Raw genomic sequence first — 16,223 nt, 5'->3', positions numbered from 1 at the left:
CCCGAACCCGCCGCGTCCACAACGCCTGCTTCGACTTCCTCTTCACCGTCTCGCCTCCTCGCCTGTGCGTGAGACAAGATTGCCGATCAGATCAAACGGTCGGAAGATGAGGCGGGCAGACGCTTACCCTGCAGCAGCCGTTCCCGAACCTGATCTGGCGCGCCGACCTGTCGATTCTGTACGACGCGCAGGGCGGCATCCTGGTACAGCCGGCGCTGCGCTGGAAACCGAACACCGAGTTCACCGTCGAGGCCTTCTACAACTACGTCAACGGCTCGGTCAGCGGCAATCCGAACGACAACGCGCTGTCGACGCTGGGTTACGCCGACGAGTTGACGATGCGGGTGGGCTACCAGTTCTGACGATAGCCTTTACAACCCGTAGGTTGGGGTTCGCTGCGCTCACCCCAACCTACGCAAAACGCGTCCGCGGTTTTTTACTTGAAGCGCTTGATCATCCGCTGGCGCTTCTTCACCTGGCGGCCGGTCAGCACGTTCTTCTTGTCCTTGAACGGGTTGTCGCCGGTCTTGAAACTCAGCACCAGCGGCACGCCCTTGAGCTGGAAGTGGTCGCGGAACTCGTTGGCCAGGTAGCGCTTGTAGGTGGTGCTCAGCTTGTCGGTCTGGTTGCCGTGAATGACGATGTGCGGCGGGTTGCTGCCGCCCTGGTGGGCGTAGCGCAGCTTGATGCGTCGGCCGAGCACCGCCGGCGGCTGGTGGCGGTCGACACTGCGCTCGAGGATTCGGGTCAGCTCCGGCGTCGGCAGATCCTTCATCGTCGACTCGTACGCGACCTTGACGTCACGCATCACCACGCCGACACCGGAGCCGTGCTTGGCCGAGATGTAGTGCACCGGCGTGTAGTCCAGGAACGGCATCTTCAGGCTGACCTGGTAGCGCGCCTGGTCGCGCGCGCCGGAATCCAGGCCGTCCCATTTGTTCACCGCGAGGATCATCGCGCGGCCACGTTGCGCGATGAGCCCCATCAGGCGCGCGTCCTGCTCGCCGATGTCGGCGTGCGCGTCGACCACCGCGATCACCACGTGCGCGCCTTCGATCGCCTGCAGCGTCTTGATGATCGAGAACTTCTCGATCACTTCCTCGACACGCGAACGGCGCCGGATGCCGGCGGTGTCGATCAGCGTGTACGGATTGCCTTCGTATTCGAACGGCACGCGGATCGCGTCGCGCGTGGTGCCAGGCTTGTCCGCCGCGACCACGCGCTCTTCGCCGATCAGGCGATTCACCAGCGTGGATTTGCCGACGTTCGGGCGGCCGACGATGGCGACGCGCACCTCGCCTTCCACGTCCGGCAATTGCGCGTCGTTCGCCGGGAACTTACCCAGCACCGAGCGCAGCAGGCTGGCGATGCCGTCGCCGAATTCAGCGGAAACCGGCTGCGGTTCGCCCAGGCCCAGCGCGTAGAAATCCGCAACCATGGTGCCGCGATCAACACCGCGTGCGCGGCCCTCGAGCTTGTTGACCAGCAGCGTCAGCGGCTTGCCGAGCTTGCGCAGTTGGGCGGCGATGCCCTCGTCGCTACTGTGGCGGCCGGCCTTGGCGTCGGTCAGGAAGAAGATGTGGTCGGCATCTTCCAGCGCCATCTGCGCCTGCTCTTCGGCCAGCGCCGCGAGCGGATCGGCGGACTCCGGCATCAGGCCGCCGGTGTCGACGACGATAAAGGATTTCTCCTCGAACACGCCGTAGCCGTACTGACGATCGCGCGTCAGGCCGGCGAAGTCCGCCACCAGCGCGTCGCGCGTGCCGGTGAGGCGGTTGAACAAGGTTGATTTGCCGACATTGGGACGTCCCACCAACACCAGTACCGGGAGTCCCGATTGCATTTTACTTTTCTTCTATTTTTTGCTGAGCGTGATGGCCGCGAGTCGGCCGTCGGCGTTCTGCACGTACAACAGATTTTCACTGGTCACGGGCTGCGCCGTGATCGGCGAGGAGCCGACGCGGCTGCGGCCGATGATTTTGCCGTTGGACGGATCCATCCAGTGCAGATAGCCCTCATAGTCGCCGACGACGACATAGCCGCCGAAGAACGCCGGCGGCGAGGTGTGGCGATACAGCAGGCCTTCCTGCTTCCAGGCGGCGGCACCGCTCTTGGCGTCCAGGCCCCAGATCACGCCGCTCTCGTCGGAGACGAACAGCTTGTCGCCGCCGGCGGCCAGGCTGTTGTAGGACTTGACGCCGCGGCGCCAGCCGACCTGGCCGCTGGCCGGGTCGAGGCACACCACTTCGCCGCCGAAGCTGGCGACAAACAGGCACTCGTCGCCGAGCACCATGTCGCCGTCGATGTCGACCAGGCGGTCGAGCACCGTGCGGCCGCTGGGCACGCTGATCGCCTGCTCCCAGCGCGGCTCGCCGTCGGCCAGGTTCAGCGCCGCCATACGGCCGTTCTCCATGCCGATGATCACATTGGGGCCAACAATGATCGGCCGCGACATGCCGCGCAGCACCAGTTCCGGCACGGTGCGATCGAACGACCACAGGCGGCTGCCGTTGGCGGCGGACAGGCCGAAGACGCGGCCATCGACCGAGCGCGCGACGACGACGTTGCCATCGCCGGCCGGCGTGCCGAGAGCTTCGCTGGACAGCTGTGCGCGCCAGACCTCGGAGCCGTCGCTGCGCTTCAGCGCGATGATCTCCCCCTCGAGCGTGCCGACCAGGATCAGATCGCCGGAGACGCCGGGGCCGGCGGCGACGCGCGACTTGGTGTTGACCTCCCACAAGCGCTTGCCGTTGTCGACGCCGAAGGCGTAGACACGGCCCTTGATGTCGGCCGCGTAGACCGCATCGACCTGCAGGCTGGGCGCCAGCTCGGTGAAGAACTTGTCGCTGCCGCTGCCGGCGCTCGCCGACCAGGCGTTGCGCGGCTGGACCGCCGGATTGTCGATCGAGACCAGCTTGGCCGGCTCGCGCACCTTGCCCTTGTTCGAACAGCCGGCGAGCGTGCCGGCGAGCAGCGCCGGGATCAGCAGAGCCGCGACCGCATAGGAACCACGCATAACACGCATCAGGATTTCACCGGGTCTGCTGCGACGGTTTCCACCGCCAGATCGTCGAGTTTCTGCTGCAGCAGGGCGCGGTTGGCCGCGGCCTCGGGCGAGGCGTCGAGCGCGGCCCGATAGGCCTTGCGCGCCGTGTCGCGGTCGTTCTTGGAGTAGGCGATGTCGCCGCGCAGTTCGGCGTACAGGCTGGCGTAGTCGCCGACCTCGCCATCGAGCAGTTTCAGCGCGTCGTCCGGCTTGCTCTGCTGCCACAGCACGCGCGCCTTGCGCAGCGTGGCGAGGCGCTGCAGGCCCTCTTCTCCGCCATGCTCCACGACCCAGTCGAGACGCTTCAGCGCGCCGTCGTAGTCCTGCGCGGCCACGCTGACCTGGGCCAGACGCAGCGCCGCGGCGCTGGCGTAGGGCGTGCCGGCGTAGTCGGCCTGCAGCTTGTCGGCGATGGTCTTGGCCTCGTCGGTCTGGGACGCGGCCAGCGCCTTCTTCATGTCGTCGTACATCTGCGACGCGGCCAGGGATTGGTTCTCCTTGTGGGTCTTCCAGGCCTGCCAGCCGCCGATCGCGCCGAAGCCGATCACCAGGCCGGCGGCAAGCGCCACCCAGTTCTCCTTGAACCAGCGCTTGAGGTTCTCGAGATCTTCTTCTTCGTCTAAATGGGTGGCCATGATTCTTCTAGTGGAGTGCTACCGCTCGCCGGCGGAATGCAGGAACGCTTCGCCGACCAGCGGCTAGCGGTTAAAGGACTGTGAACAGACTACGTAGCCGGGCCGGCAGTTCAGCCCAGGTGCAGGTTTCTTGCGGGGAGGCGGCGTCGCGCAGGGATTTTACTTGAACCTGCTCCGCCGCTGCCTCGACATCCCCCAGCACCAGCGCAAACCGCGCGCCGCTGCGGTCGGCGCGCTTGAACTGGGCCGGCAGCTTACCCCCACCGACGTTCAACACGACAGAGAATCCGCTATCACGCAACTGCTCGGCGAGGCGTGCCGCCGGTCGCTGCGCCTGCTCGCCGAGGACGCAAACGTAGATATCGGCCAAGGGCGGCGCTTCGATGTCACCCTGCGCCTTGAGCAGCAGAATCAGGCGCTCGATGCCGCTGGCCCAGCCAATCGCGGGGCTGGGGCTGCCGCCCAACTGGGCGACAAGGCCGTCGTAGCGGCCGCCGGCCAGCACCGTGCCCTGCGAGCCAAGACGGGTTGTAGTCCACTCAAAGACAGTTCGGGTGTAGTAATCCAGGCCACGGACGATGCGGGGATTGACCACGTAATCGATACCCAGATCTTCTAGGCCCTGGCGCAGAGCATCGAAATGCGCACGCGAAACGGAGTCAAGATGATCGAGCAGCAGTGGCGCGTCACGGGCAATTTCCTGAGTCGCCGGCACCTTGGAGTCGAGCACGCGCAGAGGATTGGTTTTCAGCCGCCGCCGCGAATCCTCGTCCAGACTCGATTCGTAACGCTCCAAGTACTCGACCAGTGCCGCACGGTAGGCGACGCGGGCATCGCCCTCGCCCAGTGAATTGAGCTCCAGTGTGAGATCGGCAAGCCCCAGCCGGCGCAGCAACCGTGCCGACAGCGCAACGATCTCGATGTCGACGTCCGGCCCGGGAATACCGTAGGCCTCGACGTCGAGTTGGTGGAACTGCCGATAGCGTCCCGCCTGCGGCCGCTCGTGGCGAAACACCGGGCCCATGCACCAGAGGCGTTGCTGCTGATTGTGCAGCAGGCCATGTTCGAGCCCCGCGCGCACGAGGCCCGCGGTGAACTCAGGCCTCAATGTGAGATTGCCGCTGTCGCGGTCGTCAAAAGAGAACATCTCCTTTTCGACTACATCGGTGGCGTCGCCGATGGCTCGCTTGAACAGCGCCGTGCTCTCCAGCAGCGGAATGCGGATCTCGCCATAACCGTAGGCGGTAAAGGTCTCGCGCGCGGCAGCTTCCACTCGCTGCCATATCACAGTGTCGGCTGGCAGGATGTCATTGAAACCGCGGACGGATTGGAATTTCTGGGCCATAGTTTTTGCTGTTGCTTTTGCTCCTTCCCCCGCCTGCGGGGGAAGGTTGGGATGGGGGCGGACGATGGAGCGCCGTTGAGTCGACTCGCCCCCACCCTAGCCCTCCCCCGCTCGCGGGGGAGGGAACTTTCTAAGTGGTGCTCTCCCCCGCTGCTGTTCTCGCCGTCTTCGCGGCCGCGATCTTCTCGCGCACCAGCGTATCGAGCCGCTCGACCAGCTGATCGTTGTGCACTTTCTGCTGGACCTTGCCGTCGATATACACCGAATTCGGATAACCACCGGCGACGCCGATGGTGGCCTCGCGCGATTCGCCCGGGCCGTTGACGACGCAGCCGATCACCGCCAGATCCAGCGGCTCGTCGATGTCCTCGAAGCGGCGCTCGAGTTCGGCAACGACCTTGACCACGTCGAAGTTCTGCCGCGAACAGCTCGGGCAGGCAACCAGGTTGATGCCGCGGCTGCGCACATGCAGCGACTTCAGGATGTCCCAGCCGACTTTCACTTCCTCGATCGGATCGGCGGCCAGCGAAATGCGGATGGTGTCGCCGATACCGTCGGCGAGCAGCATGCCCAGGCCGATCGAGCTTTTGACCGCGCCGGAGCGCAGGCCGCCGGCCTCGGTGATGCCCAGGTGCAGCGGCTGGTCGATCAGCACCGCCAGCTTGCGGTACGCGGCGACGGTCAGAAAAATCTCGCTGGCTTTCAGCGAAACCTTGAAGTCGTTGAAATTGTGGCGCTGCAGGATTTCGACATGGCGCAGCGCCGATTCCACCAGCGCGTCGGCATTCGGCTCGCCGTATTTTTCCTGCAGGTCGGCTTCCAGCGAACCGGCATTGACGCCGATGCGGATCGGGATGCCGTGATGGCGCGCGCAGGCGATCACCTCGGCGATCTTGGCCTCGCTGCCGATGTTGCCAGGATTGATGCGCAGGCAATCCGCACCGGCTTCGGCCGCGGCGATGCCGCACTTGTAGTTGAAGTGGATATCGGCGACCAGCGGCACCTCGCCTACTTGGATCTTGATCTGCTTGAACGCGCGCGCCGCGGCCAGCGTCGGCACCGACACGCGGACGATATCGACGCCGGCCTTCACCGCGGCCTGAATCTGGGCGACGGTGGCCGCGACGTCCTCGGTGTCGGTATTGGTCATCGTCTGCACCGACACCGGCGCGTCGCCGCCGACCGCGACGCGGCCGACCCGGATCTGCCGGCTCTTGCGCCGCTCGATCCTGTGATGCGCGGTCATCGACATGGCGTCGCTCGCTGCCGGCCGGTCGCTACGGCTGCGACGCCAGCGGCACCGAGAAGCGCGCGGTCGCGCTGTCGCGGATCAAGGCCTTGATGTCGACTGCCGCGCCCTGGTATTGCAGCTGCACTCCGGGCGCATTGCCCAGAAATACCGCATAGGGCGGTTTGCCTTCGAGCACCTGGCGCTCGCCGGCCTGCACCACACGGTTCAACAGCACCTTGCCGTCGGCGTCGGCGACACGTGCCCAGGAGATCGACACGAAGTTCAGCAGCAACTGCGAACCACCAGGCTGAGTCGTGATCGGCGCGCTCGCGGCCGGCCTGGCCGGCTGCGCTTCGACGGACGCCGGCGCGGCGGTCTCGGACGAAGCCGCGGGAGTCACCGTATTGCCGGCCGATGGCGCGGCACTGTAGCCGGCCTCCTCGCCGGTGGCGTTCGATGACGTGGGCGGCGCGGAATCGGGGCTAGTCACGGCCGGTGATTCGCTGGTCGCCGGCGGCGCGCTGATCGGCAAGCTCATCAGCGAGGTTTTCTCGCCGCGCAGATACCAGACCACGACGCCGATCAAGACCGCCAGCAGCGCCACCAGCAGCACGCCGCTGAAACGCCGCCCACCGCCTTCGCTGCCGGTGCCGAGCCGCAGCTTGGCCGGCGGCGTGGTTGGCTTGGGCTGCACCCGTGTCGCATAAGCCGCCATCAGCTGCGGCTCGGGGATGTTCAGTACCTTGGCGCACTTTCGATAATAGCCGCGCACGTAGACCGGCTCGAGCAGCGCCGCAAAATCGTCACGCTCGAGTGCGTCGAGCGTGGTGATCGCCAGCTTGGTCTGGCTGGCGAAATCGGCGAGGGTCAGCTTGGCGCGCTCGCGGGCGGCGCGGATCAGCGTCCCGGGGCTTTCGGCCGACGATGCAGGCGCGGCAGGCGCGGGGGCAGCAGGGGCTTGCGGGGTCTCGGCGTTCATGGTGCGGATGCGTGCGGCAGGCTGCCGCTCTCGTCGGATTCGGGAAATTCTTTTCGGAGCCGCTGCTCGTAGGCGCCGGCAGCGACAGTATCGCCGAGAGCCTTCTCGGTGAGTGCACCGATCAGCAAAGTTTCTGGTGTCGCCGGGCCGGCCTGCTGGTAACGCTGCAGGAAAGCACGGGCGCGCAGGTAGTCTTTTTGCTGGTACGAGAGCCAGGCCATCTGCGACAAGGCGTCGGCAAAATTGGGGTTGGCTTTCAGCGCCGCGCGGAAATCGCGCTCGGCGGCGGCCAGATCGGGCTTTTTGCGCTCACAGACGCCTGCATTGGTCAAAGCCACTTCCGGCGAGCGGTACTGCTTGTCCGCCGCGGCCTCGTGGAACAGCTTGCCGGCCTCGACGGCGCGCTGGTGCGCGCACAGGAAGACGCCGTAGTTGTTTTTAGTCGAGGCATCCTTCGGGTCCAGCTCGAGGGCGCGCCGGTAGTGCTTGTCGGCCTCGCCGTCTTCGCCGCGCTTGGCGTACAGGTAGGCGATGGTCGAGTGTGCTGCTGGCAGCCGCGGGTCCTGCTCGAGCGCGCGCTTGAGCTTCTCCATCGCCAGGTCGTCCTGGTTCTGGCGCGCATAGTCGATGCCGAGCTGGGTGTTGAGCTTGGCCGCTTCGACGTAGTCGGGCTTGCTGTCGTTCTGGATCGCACCCTGGTCGTTGCTGGTGGTGCTGACGCAGGCAGCCGGCAGCACCGCTAGCAGGATAATGAGAACAGTGCGGACGGCTCGGGTCATCGACCGTTCGACGCTGCCGAACCGATCTCGACTTTGACGCCCAGATCGCGCAGCCGCTGCTTCTGCCTGGACTGCACCCGGCCGACCAGCTGACCGCAGGCGGCGTCGATGTCGTCGCCGCGGGTGCGCCGCGTGGTCACCAGGATGTCCTTCTGGCGCAGGATTTCGGCGAAGCGCGCAATCACGTCGGGCTTGGAGCGCTTGTACTGAGTCTGCGGGAACGGATTGAACGGAATCAGGTTGACCTTGGCCGGCATGCCGGCGAGCAGCCTGGCCAGCTGGCGGGCGAGATCCGGATGGTCGTTGACCCCGTCGAGCATCACGTACTCGTAGACGATGTGCATCTTGCGATCCTTGCCCGAGGTGTAACGGCGGCAGGCGTCCATCAGCTCGGCGATCGGGTACTTGCGGTTGATCGGCACCAGCTGGTTGCGCAGCTCGTCGTTCGGCGCATGCAGGCTCACTGCCAGCGCGGTGTCGCAGTCCGTGCGCAGCCGGTCCATGAACGGCACTAGCCCCGACGTCGACACGGTGACGCGGCGCTTGGAGAGGCCGAAACCGAAGTCGTCCTGCAGGATGCTGATCGCGACCAGGGTCTGCGCATAGTTGGCGAGCGGCTCGCCCATGCCCATGAACACCACGTTGCTGATCACGCGTTCGTTCTGGAAATCGCCGCCGAGCGTCTTCGCCGCAAACCAGACCTGGGCGACGATTTCGGCCGCGCTCAGATTACGGCTGAAACCCTGCTGCGCGGTCGAGCAGAACGAGCAGTCCATCGCGCAGCCGACCTGCGAGGAGATGCACAGGGTTCCGCGATTGGCCTCCGGAATGAACACTGTCTCGATCGCATTGCCGCCGTCGAGCTTGAGCACCCACTTGCGGGTGCCGTCGGTGGAAGTCTGCTCGGCGAGCAGTTCCGGATGAAAGATGTCGAAGCGCGCCTGCATGCGTTGCCGCAGGTCCTTCGACACGTTCGTCATCGCTTCAAAGTCGTCGACGCCGCGCCGGTAGATCCAGCCCATGATCTGGTCGGCGCGGTAGGCGGCTTCGCCCATGTCGGCAAACAGCGCGCGCATCTGCACGCGGTTGAGGCCGAACAGGTTGACCTTCTTCGAGCCAGCCGCCGGCACAGAGACCACGGGGGTCTCGGTCTGCGGCTGCGTCTCGGGGATCAGGTCCTGCATGGCCTCATGCTCTTAGCGGGTGCGCGGAGCGAGTTCGGTGGTGCGGAAGAAGTATGCGATTTCGGTGGCGGCCGCCTCAGTGCTATCGGAGCCGTGCACCGAGTTCTCGTCGATCGAGTCGGCGAAATCGGCGCGGATGGTGCCCTTGGCTGCCTTCTTCGGGTCGGTGGCTCCCATGATCTCGCGGTGCTTGGCGATCGCGTCTTCGCCTTCCAGCACCTGGATCACGACCGGACCGCTGACCATGAAGGCCACCAGATCCTTGAAGAAACCGCGGGCCGCGTGGGCGGCGTAGAAACCGCCGGCTTCCTTCTCGGTCAGGTGGGTCATGCGCGATGCGACGATCTTGAGGCCGGCCTGCTCGAAGCGCGTATAGATCTGGCCGATCACGTTCTTGGAGACCGCGTCCGGCTTGATGATGGAGAGTGTGCGTTCGACAGCCATCTGAATAATCCTATTGATGTTGGAGCGGGTGTAGTGCCCGGGAAGATCCCGGGCCGGGAAAATGCGGCTCCGCGCGGCCGGCAACCGACCCGGCGGTAGAAAAGCCCTCCATTTTAGTCGCCAGGGGGCTTGCGCAGCAATCGCGATCGTGTCAAGTGGGGCGCCGCGGCGGCCTGCCGTAGGCCAGGGCTAGCATCAGCGCACCGGCCACCAGCATCGGGATGCACAGGACCTGGCCCATCGTCAGCCAGCCGAAAGCCAGGTAACCGAGCTGGGTATCCGGCGTACGCACGAACTCGACGGCCCAGCGGAAAATGCCGTAGAGCAGCAGGAACAGCCCGGACACCGCCATCGGCGGCCGCGGCTTGCGCGAAAACCACAGCATCACGCAGAGCAGCACGAAGCCCTCGAGGAAGGCTTCATAGAGCATCGACGGATGGCGCGGCAAACCCAGCGGATCGGTCGGGAAGATCATCGCCCAGGGCAGCGTGGTCGGCGCGCCCCACAGCTCGGCGTTGATGAAGTTGCCGATACGGCCGGTCAGCAGGCCCACCGGAACCACCGGGACGATGAAATCGGCGACGTAGAAAAAGCTCAGCTTGCGGCTGCGCGCATACCAGCCCAGCGCGATCAGCACGCCGATCAGGCCACCGTGGAACGACATGCCGCCTTCCCAGATGCGGAAGATCACCAGCGGGTCGCGCAGGAAGATCAGGTGCCCGGTGGCATCGACGTTATAGAAGAAGGTGTAGCCGACGCGCCCACCGAGAATCACGCCGAGCACGATGAAGAACAGCAGGTCGGACATCGCCTGGCTTGAAAAAGGCGTGAAGTCGCGGCGCCCGCGGCGCACGCCCAGCCACCAGCCGGCCCAGAAGCCGAGCAGGTACATCAGGCCGTACCAATGCACCTTGAGCGGGCCCAGAGTGACGGCGACGGGATCGATATGCGGGTACTTGATCATGGAAACGATCTTTTATCAGTCAGTGGCGCAGGGGTGAAGCGATTGTAGGAGCGGGTCATACCCGCGACTGGAACCTTGAAGGGTACAGTCGCGGGTATGACCCGCTCCTACAGGGCCGCCGCTAGGCCAGCCGACAGACGAAGCTCTTCAGATACCGCGTCTCCGGGATCGCCGGGTGCACCGGATGATCCTGGGCCTGGCCACCGACTTCCAGGATCTGCAGGCGACGCCCCGCGGCGCGCGCTTCGCGCAGCAGGATGCGCTGCAATTCGGACGCCTCCATGTGGAACGAGCAAGAGCAGCTGATCAGAAAGCCGTCCGGCGCCAGCAGCTGGATCGCCTGGCGGTTCAGCGCCGCGTAGTGCTCGGTGCCGGCGTCGGTGTCGCGCTTGCGCTTGATCAGTGCCGGCGGATCGACCACGACCACGTCGTACAGCTTGCCTTCGCCGCGCAGGCGCTTGAGCACGTCGAGCGCCTCGCCCTGATGGGTTTCGACCGTCAGGCCATTGAGTTCGGCGTTGATCTTGGCCGAATCCAGCGCCAGCTTGGAGCTGTCGACGCAGCTGATCTCGGAGGCACCGAACTTGGCGGCACGCACCGCCCAGGCACCGACATAGCTGAACACGTCGAGCACGCGCGCGTCCTTTACATAAGGAGCGAGGCGGTCGCGGTTGGCGTGCTGGTCGTAGAACCAGCCGGTCTTCTGGCCGCCGCGGATCGGCGCCTTGAACGGCACGCCGGACTCGATCAGATCGACCACTTCGGGCACGTCGCCGATCACTTCCTCGTACAGCGACAGGCCTTCGATTTCGCGCGAGGAGGTGTCGTTGCGCAGCAGGATGCCGCGCGGTTTCAACACGCGGGTCAGCGCGTCGATCACCAGGGGATTGAGCAGCTCCATGCCGGCAGTCGTCAACTGCACGACCAGCACGTCGTCGTAGCGGTCCACGACCAGGCCCGGCAGGCCGTCGCTGTCGCCGAACACCATGCGGTAATGCGGCGTCGGGTAGATGCGCTTGCGCAGGTTCAGCGCGGACTGCAGACGGCGCTGGAACCAGTTGATGTCGATCGTCGCATCGGCCTTGCCGGTGAGCAGGCGGCCGCACAGCAGCGCCGTCGGGTTGATGTAGCCGATGCCGAGAATCTTGCCGCGGTTGTCGGCGTAGCGGCACAAGGTGCCGGCGACGACACCCTTGATCGGCGTCTCCTCGGTGTCGATCTCGTTGGAATAGATCCACAGGTGACCGGCGCGCAGGCGGCGGTCTTCGTTCTTCTTGAGTTTTACGGTGAGCATGTTGGTCCGGCCTGAACTGGCCTAAATCAGAAACTTCGTTTTGACCGGCTTCAGGCGCTTGAAGTCGCGATCCAGAGTCACCACGGTCGCGCCCTCGTTGAGCGCAATCGCAGCGATATGAGCGTCGGAAACCAGATGGGCGCGGATCTGCGCCGATTCCACCAGACGTTTGAGACTGTCCCAATAGCCGGGACCCGACTTCAGCCAGCGCACCTCGTTCGTCGCCAGCAGAAAATCGATGCGCTCCAGTGCATCGGACATTTCGGAAGGCGGGTCGAACGCACGGACATTGGTCACCACCCGCAAGAATCCGGTCACCACCGAATCCAGCAAGCCGATCGGCTCTCCGGCCTCGATCGCCGTTCTGAGCCAAAGTTCGCTGACCTCGTAATGGACGGCGTCGGTGCGGAACGCCGAAACCAGTACATTGACGTCAGGGATGTTCATCCAGCAATTCGGAAATGCGTTCGTTGCTGGCAAGGTCGATCAGCTGACCTTTGCCCGGCTTGGCCAGCGGAAGGGGCGGCAGCTTGCCTATCTTTTTTCCACTTGGCTTGCCGCCCGCGCCTTCAAGCAAACGCCTCAGCGCTTGTTCGATGATCGCGGTCAACGTGGTTCCCTGCTGGGCGGCCGCGGACTTGGCCTCACGTAGCAGGCGGTCCTCGATGTCGAGCGTGGTTCGCATTGACGGCTCTGATGCAGAAATCTGCATGCAGTTTAGCACGCCGTGGCGGAACATCCCGCAAGGCGGGTAACCAGCGCGGTGATCGCCTCGGATTTCATAAGAGCTTGCGTCAGCCCAGAACCATCCTTACAGTCTTCCCATATTCATGATATGGGCAACCCATATGAAGACCACCATAGAGATCAACGACGAGCTTTTTGCCCGTAGCCGCAAGGCGGCGAAGCGGGAAGGCAAGACCCTGCGTGCGCTGGTGGAAGAAGGCTTGCGGCTGGCACTGCAGGCGCGCAGCCAAAAGACCGAGCCCTCGTTTGTGATGCCCGTTTTCGGTAGCGGTGGATTGACCGATGAATTCAAGAACGCGGGATGGTCGCAAATCCGCGATGCCCTATACGAGAGGCACGTCGAGATGCCCGACGAAATGCCCGGCCAGCCCAAACCTTGATCGGAGTTGACACCAACCTGCTGGTCTATGCGCACCGGGCGGATTCGCCGTTCCACAATCGTGCGTCATCTTTGCTGGAGCAGCTTCTCAACGGCAAAGCGCGCTGGGCGATCCCTTGGCCCTGCATGCATGAATTCATCTCGGTCGTGACTCATGCGCGCATATTCAAACAGCCCACGCCGCTTGCGCTTGCCTTGGATATTGTCGCTGGCTTTTGCCGGCAGACCCAGCTGCAGTTGCTGGCGGAGGATGAAGGCTACCTGGAGCAACTGAAGTCCGTCGCGACCACGGCCAGGGTTCAAGGCCCAATGATCCATGACGCCCGTATCGCTGCACTGTGCCTGCATCACGGCATCACCGAACTGTGGTCCGCCGACCGCGATTTCAGCCGGTTCCCGCGGCTCAAGGTGGTCAATCCGCTGTTGGTGTAATGCACGGAGGCAGGCGCGCCCGAGCTCTGCAAATTCACCAGGAACAGCGGCCCCTGCGTTTCGCGGTTGCCGGCAAGGCATGCGTCCGCGCCGTTGGCGCTAGTCGGGAGGACCGGAATGTCGTTGTACTGGCCAGCGGCAAAAACCGGTTTGTCCCGAGCGCGAGAGGCGCGATGCGCTTCGCTTCTCCCGCCTTACGCCAGGTCGTAGTGGAACTCCTGCTTGAAGCGCGCGCGGAAGCCTTCCGGGCTGAACTTGTGGTTCTGCGGACCGAGACGCTCGATCTTGATCGCACCCATCAGAGAGGCGATGCGGCCGGTGGTTTCCCAGTCAAGCCCATTCGACAGACCGTACAGCAAGCCGCCGCGATAGGCGTCGCCGCAGCCGGTCGGGTCGGCTAGCGACTCGGCCTTGGCACAGGGAATCTCGAACAGCTTGCCCTTGGTGTAGATCTCCGAGCCCTTGCTGCCGCGGGTGACGATCAGCGCCTCGACGCGCTCACCGATCTGCTTCAGCGTCAGGCCGGTCTTGGCAATGATCATCTCGGCCTCGTAGTCGTTGACCGCCACATAGGTCGCCTGGTCGATGAAGGCCTTCAACTCGTCGCCGCCGAACATCGGCAGGCCCTGGCCCGGATCGAAGATGAACGGAATGCCAGCCTCGGCGAACTGCCGGGCGTGCAGCAGCATGCCGTCGCGCCCGTCCGGCGACACCGTGCCGAGCGTGATGCCCTTGGCTGGCACGTCCTGCTGGTGCGAAAAGCTCATCGCGCCCGGATGGAAGGCGGTGATCTGGTTGTCATCCAGGTCGTTGGTGATGTAGGCCTGCGCGGTGTAGGTGTCGTCCAGCTTTTTCAGCATCGACTGATTCACGCCGGTCTGTTGCATCCAGGCCGAGTACATGTCGAAGTCCTTGCCGACCGTCGCCATCGGCAGCGCGTCACCGCCGAGCAGGTGCAGGTTGTAGGCGATGTTGCCGGCGCAACCGCCGAACTCGCGGCGCAGCTGCGGCACCAGGAAGGACACATTCAGGATGTGCACCTTGTCCGGCAGGATCTCGTTCTTGAAGTAGCCGGGGAACACCATGATGGTGTCGTAGGCCATGGAACCGGTGATGAGTACGCTCATGTTGCTTCCTTGGATTGAAATTCAGGATGAGGTGCCAGCCGTAGGTCGGCAATCCCTTGCCGACGTGCAGGCTCGGTTGCGCGAGCAAGGTCTCACGTCGGCAAAGGATTGCCGACCTACGGCTACGGCTTCGGCTGGTAGCGAATATCCAGCTGACGCGCAGCACGGACGTCGTCGAGCCTGCGTACCGGCATGGTGTACGGCGCGCCCTTCACATACTTGATGTCGCGCCTGGCCTCGGCCCAGATCGCGACCAGCGCGTCGACAAACAGATCCAGCGTCTGCTTGTCTTCGGTCTCGGTCGGCTCGATCAGCAGGCATTCCGGCACCAGCAGCGGGAAATACACGGTCGGCGCGTGGAAGCCGTAGTCCAGCAGGCGCTTGGCGACGTCGGTCGCGCTCAGCTCGATCTGCTGTTTCTGGCGCTTCAAGGTGATGATGAATTCGTGGCTGGCACGGCGGCCCGGAAACGCCAGATCGAAGCCCTTGTCACGCAGACTCGCCATCAGGTAGTTGGCGTTGAGCGTCGCGTATTCGGCGACACGCTGCATGCCGTCGCGGCCGAGCATGCGCGCGTAGATATACGCACGGATCAGCACGCCAGCGTTGCCCATGAAGGTCGACAGGCGGCCGATCGACTGCGGCAGATCGCGCTCGTCCAGCCATCGGAAACTCGCGGCTTCGCCGCTCGCGCCCCCACCTTGACCCTCCCCCGCAAGCGGGGGAGGGGAAGTTGCTTTACCGACGATCGGGATCGGCATGAACGGCAGCATGCGCTGTGACACACCCACCGCACCGGCACCCGGCCCACCGCCGCCATGCGGCGTGCTGAAGGTCTTGTGCAGGTTCATGTGGATCACGTCGAAGCCCATGTCTCCGGGCCGCACCTTGCCGAGAATCGCATTCAGATTGGCGCCGTCGTAATACAGCAGGCCGCCGGCGTCGTGGACGATGCCGGCGATCTGCTTGATGCGGCGCTCGAATACGCCCAGCGTCGACGGATTGGTCAGCATGATGCCGGCGGTGTGCGGCCCGACCGCGGCGCGCAGCGCTTCGATGTCGACATCGCCCTCACTGTTCGTCGGGATTTCGCGCGTGGTGTAGCCCATCATCGTCGCGGTCGCCGGATTGGTGCCGTGCGCCGCATCGGGCACCAGGATTTCGGTGCGCGCGCTGTCGCCGCGCGCACGATGATAAGCACGGATCATTGCGACGCCGGCGAACTCGCCCTGTGCGCCGGCCATCGGCGTCAGGCTGACGCCGGCCATGCCGGTGACGTCCTTCAGGATCTCCTGCAGGTCGTACATGCAGGCCAGAAATCCCTGGCTATGCGACATCGGCGCCAGCGGATGTCTTGCCAAAAATTCCGGCAGCATCGCCAGCGTGTTACAGGCGCGCGGGTTGTACTTCATCGTGCACGAACCCAGCGGGTAGAAGTGCGTGTCGATCGAGAAGTTGCGCTTGGACAAGCGCGTGTAATGACGCACCGCCTGCAGTTCGGAGACTTCCGGCATCAGCGGCGGCGTCTTGCGGCGCAGTGCTTCCGGAATGGCGGAAAAATCCGCCGCCGCGGCCGGACGCTGCGCGTAGGCGCTGCGGCCCGGTGAGGAACGTTCGAAGATCAGAGGTTCGGACAT

17 protein-coding genes are annotated in these 16,223 nt (G+C 64.7%); 2 read left to right on the top strand and 15 right to left on the bottom strand.

The window, feature by feature from the left end:
* Positions 1-436: 436 nt before the first annotated feature.
* The 13 genes from der to JWQ90_RS17885 form a co-directional block, all read right to left on the bottom strand.
* On the bottom strand, positions 437-1,843 hold the full coding sequence (der, locus tag JWQ90_RS17945; protein ID WP_299696370.1) for a ribosome biogenesis GTPase Der: 1,407 nt from the start codon (positions 1,841-1,843) through the stop codon (positions 437-439).
* Positions 1,844-1,855: 12 nt separating this feature from the next.
* The gene (gene bamB / locus JWQ90_RS17940; protein ID WP_299696369.1) at positions 1,856-3,016 is read right to left on the bottom strand and encodes an outer membrane protein assembly factor BamB; all 1,161 of its coding nucleotides are present in this window, start codon (positions 3,014-3,016) and stop codon (positions 1,856-1,858) included.
* A gap of 8 nt (positions 3,017-3,024) precedes the next feature.
* On the bottom strand, positions 3,025-3,681 hold the full coding sequence (locus JWQ90_RS17935) for a tetratricopeptide repeat protein (protein WP_299696368.1): 657 nt from the start codon (positions 3,679-3,681) through the stop codon (positions 3,025-3,027).
* A 70-nt stretch (positions 3,682-3,751) separates the two neighbouring features.
* On the bottom strand, positions 3,752-5,026 hold the full coding sequence (gene hisS, locus JWQ90_RS17930) for a histidine--tRNA ligase (RefSeq protein ID WP_299696367.1): 1,275 nt from the start codon (positions 5,024-5,026) through the stop codon (positions 3,752-3,754).
* Positions 5,027-5,156: 130 nt separating this feature from the next.
* Positions 5,157-6,272 (bottom strand): flavodoxin-dependent (E)-4-hydroxy-3-methylbut-2-enyl-diphosphate synthase, encoded by a 1,116-nt coding sequence (gene ispG / locus JWQ90_RS17925; RefSeq protein WP_299696374.1) that lies wholly within the window; start codon positions 6,270-6,272, stop codon positions 5,157-5,159.
* Between the two features lie 31 nt (positions 6,273-6,303).
* The gene (locus JWQ90_RS17920; protein ID WP_299696366.1) at positions 6,304-7,236 is read right to left on the bottom strand and encodes a RodZ domain-containing protein; all 933 of its coding nucleotides are present in this window, start codon (positions 7,234-7,236) and stop codon (positions 6,304-6,306) included.
* Positions 7,233-8,015 carry a type IV pilus biogenesis/stability protein PilW gene (gene pilW / locus JWQ90_RS17915; RefSeq protein ID WP_299696365.1) on the bottom strand — a complete coding sequence of 261 codons (783 nt, stop codon included), beginning with the start codon at positions 8,013-8,015 and terminating at the stop codon, positions 7,233-7,235. Before pilW ends, JWQ90_RS17920 begins: the two co-directional genes overlap by 4 nt.
* Entirely contained in the window at positions 8,012-9,199 is a 1,188-nt protein-coding gene (rlmN, locus tag JWQ90_RS17910) for a 23S rRNA (adenine(2503)-C(2))-methyltransferase RlmN (protein ID WP_299696364.1), read from the bottom strand. The genes pilW and rlmN overlap by 4 nt, the downstream gene beginning before the upstream one ends.
* A gap of 12 nt (positions 9,200-9,211) precedes the next feature.
* Positions 9,212-9,643 carry a nucleoside-diphosphate kinase gene (gene ndk, locus JWQ90_RS17905; protein WP_299696363.1) on the bottom strand — a complete coding sequence of 144 codons (432 nt, stop codon included), beginning with the start codon at positions 9,641-9,643 and terminating at the stop codon, positions 9,212-9,214.
* Positions 9,644-9,794: 151 nt separating this feature from the next.
* Positions 9,795-10,607: a prolipoprotein diacylglyceryl transferase gene (lgt, locus tag JWQ90_RS17900; protein ID WP_299696362.1), complete on the bottom strand. Its 813-nt coding sequence runs from the start codon at positions 10,605-10,607 to the stop codon at positions 9,795-9,797.
* Positions 10,608-10,728: 121 nt separating this feature from the next.
* On the bottom strand, positions 10,729-11,901 hold the full coding sequence (locus JWQ90_RS17895; RefSeq protein ID WP_299696361.1) for a class I SAM-dependent rRNA methyltransferase: 1,173 nt from the start codon (positions 11,899-11,901) through the stop codon (positions 10,729-10,731).
* 21 nt (positions 11,902-11,922) lie between these two features.
* Positions 11,923-12,348, bottom strand: coding sequence for a TA system VapC family ribonuclease toxin (locus tag JWQ90_RS17890; protein WP_299696360.1), 426 nt, complete (start codon positions 12,346-12,348; stop codon positions 11,923-11,925).
* A complete protein-coding gene (locus tag JWQ90_RS17885; RefSeq protein WP_299696359.1) occupies positions 12,335-12,586 on the bottom strand; it encodes a type II toxin-antitoxin system VapB family antitoxin in 252 nt (83 codons plus the stop codon). Before JWQ90_RS17885 ends, JWQ90_RS17890 begins: the two co-directional genes overlap by 14 nt.
* 163 nt (positions 12,587-12,749) lie before the next feature.
* On the opposite strand from JWQ90_RS17885, the gene JWQ90_RS17880 reads away from it, so the two are divergent.
* Positions 12,750-13,028 carry a type II toxin-antitoxin system VapB family antitoxin gene (locus tag JWQ90_RS17880; RefSeq protein WP_299696358.1) on the top strand — a complete coding sequence of 93 codons (279 nt, stop codon included), beginning with the start codon at positions 12,750-12,752 and terminating at the stop codon, positions 13,026-13,028.
* Positions 13,025-13,459: a TA system VapC family ribonuclease toxin gene (locus JWQ90_RS17875; RefSeq protein WP_299696357.1), complete on the top strand. Its 435-nt coding sequence runs from the start codon at positions 13,025-13,027 to the stop codon at positions 13,457-13,459. Before JWQ90_RS17880 ends, JWQ90_RS17875 begins: the two co-directional genes overlap by 4 nt.
* 194 nt (positions 13,460-13,653) lie before the next feature.
* On the opposite strand, the gene JWQ90_RS17870 is transcribed toward JWQ90_RS17875, so the two are convergent.
* Both JWQ90_RS17870 and gcvPB read right to left on the bottom strand, forming a co-directional pair.
* Positions 13,654-14,586: a carbohydrate kinase family protein gene (locus tag JWQ90_RS17870; RefSeq protein ID WP_299696356.1), complete on the bottom strand. Its 933-nt coding sequence runs from the start codon at positions 14,584-14,586 to the stop codon at positions 13,654-13,656.
* Between the two features lie 122 nt (positions 14,587-14,708).
* Entirely contained in the window at positions 14,709-16,223 is a 1,515-nt protein-coding gene (gcvPB, locus tag JWQ90_RS17865) for an aminomethyl-transferring glycine dehydrogenase subunit GcvPB (RefSeq protein WP_299696355.1), read from the bottom strand.

It is taken from the genome of Hydrocarboniphaga sp. (genome assembly GCF_028291725.1).
Taxonomy (GTDB): Bacteria; Pseudomonadota; Gammaproteobacteria; order Nevskiales; family Nevskiaceae; genus Hydrocarboniphaga.
Note: the sequence above shows the minus strand (reverse complement) of the source record. Positions and strands in the feature narration are given on the sequence as shown.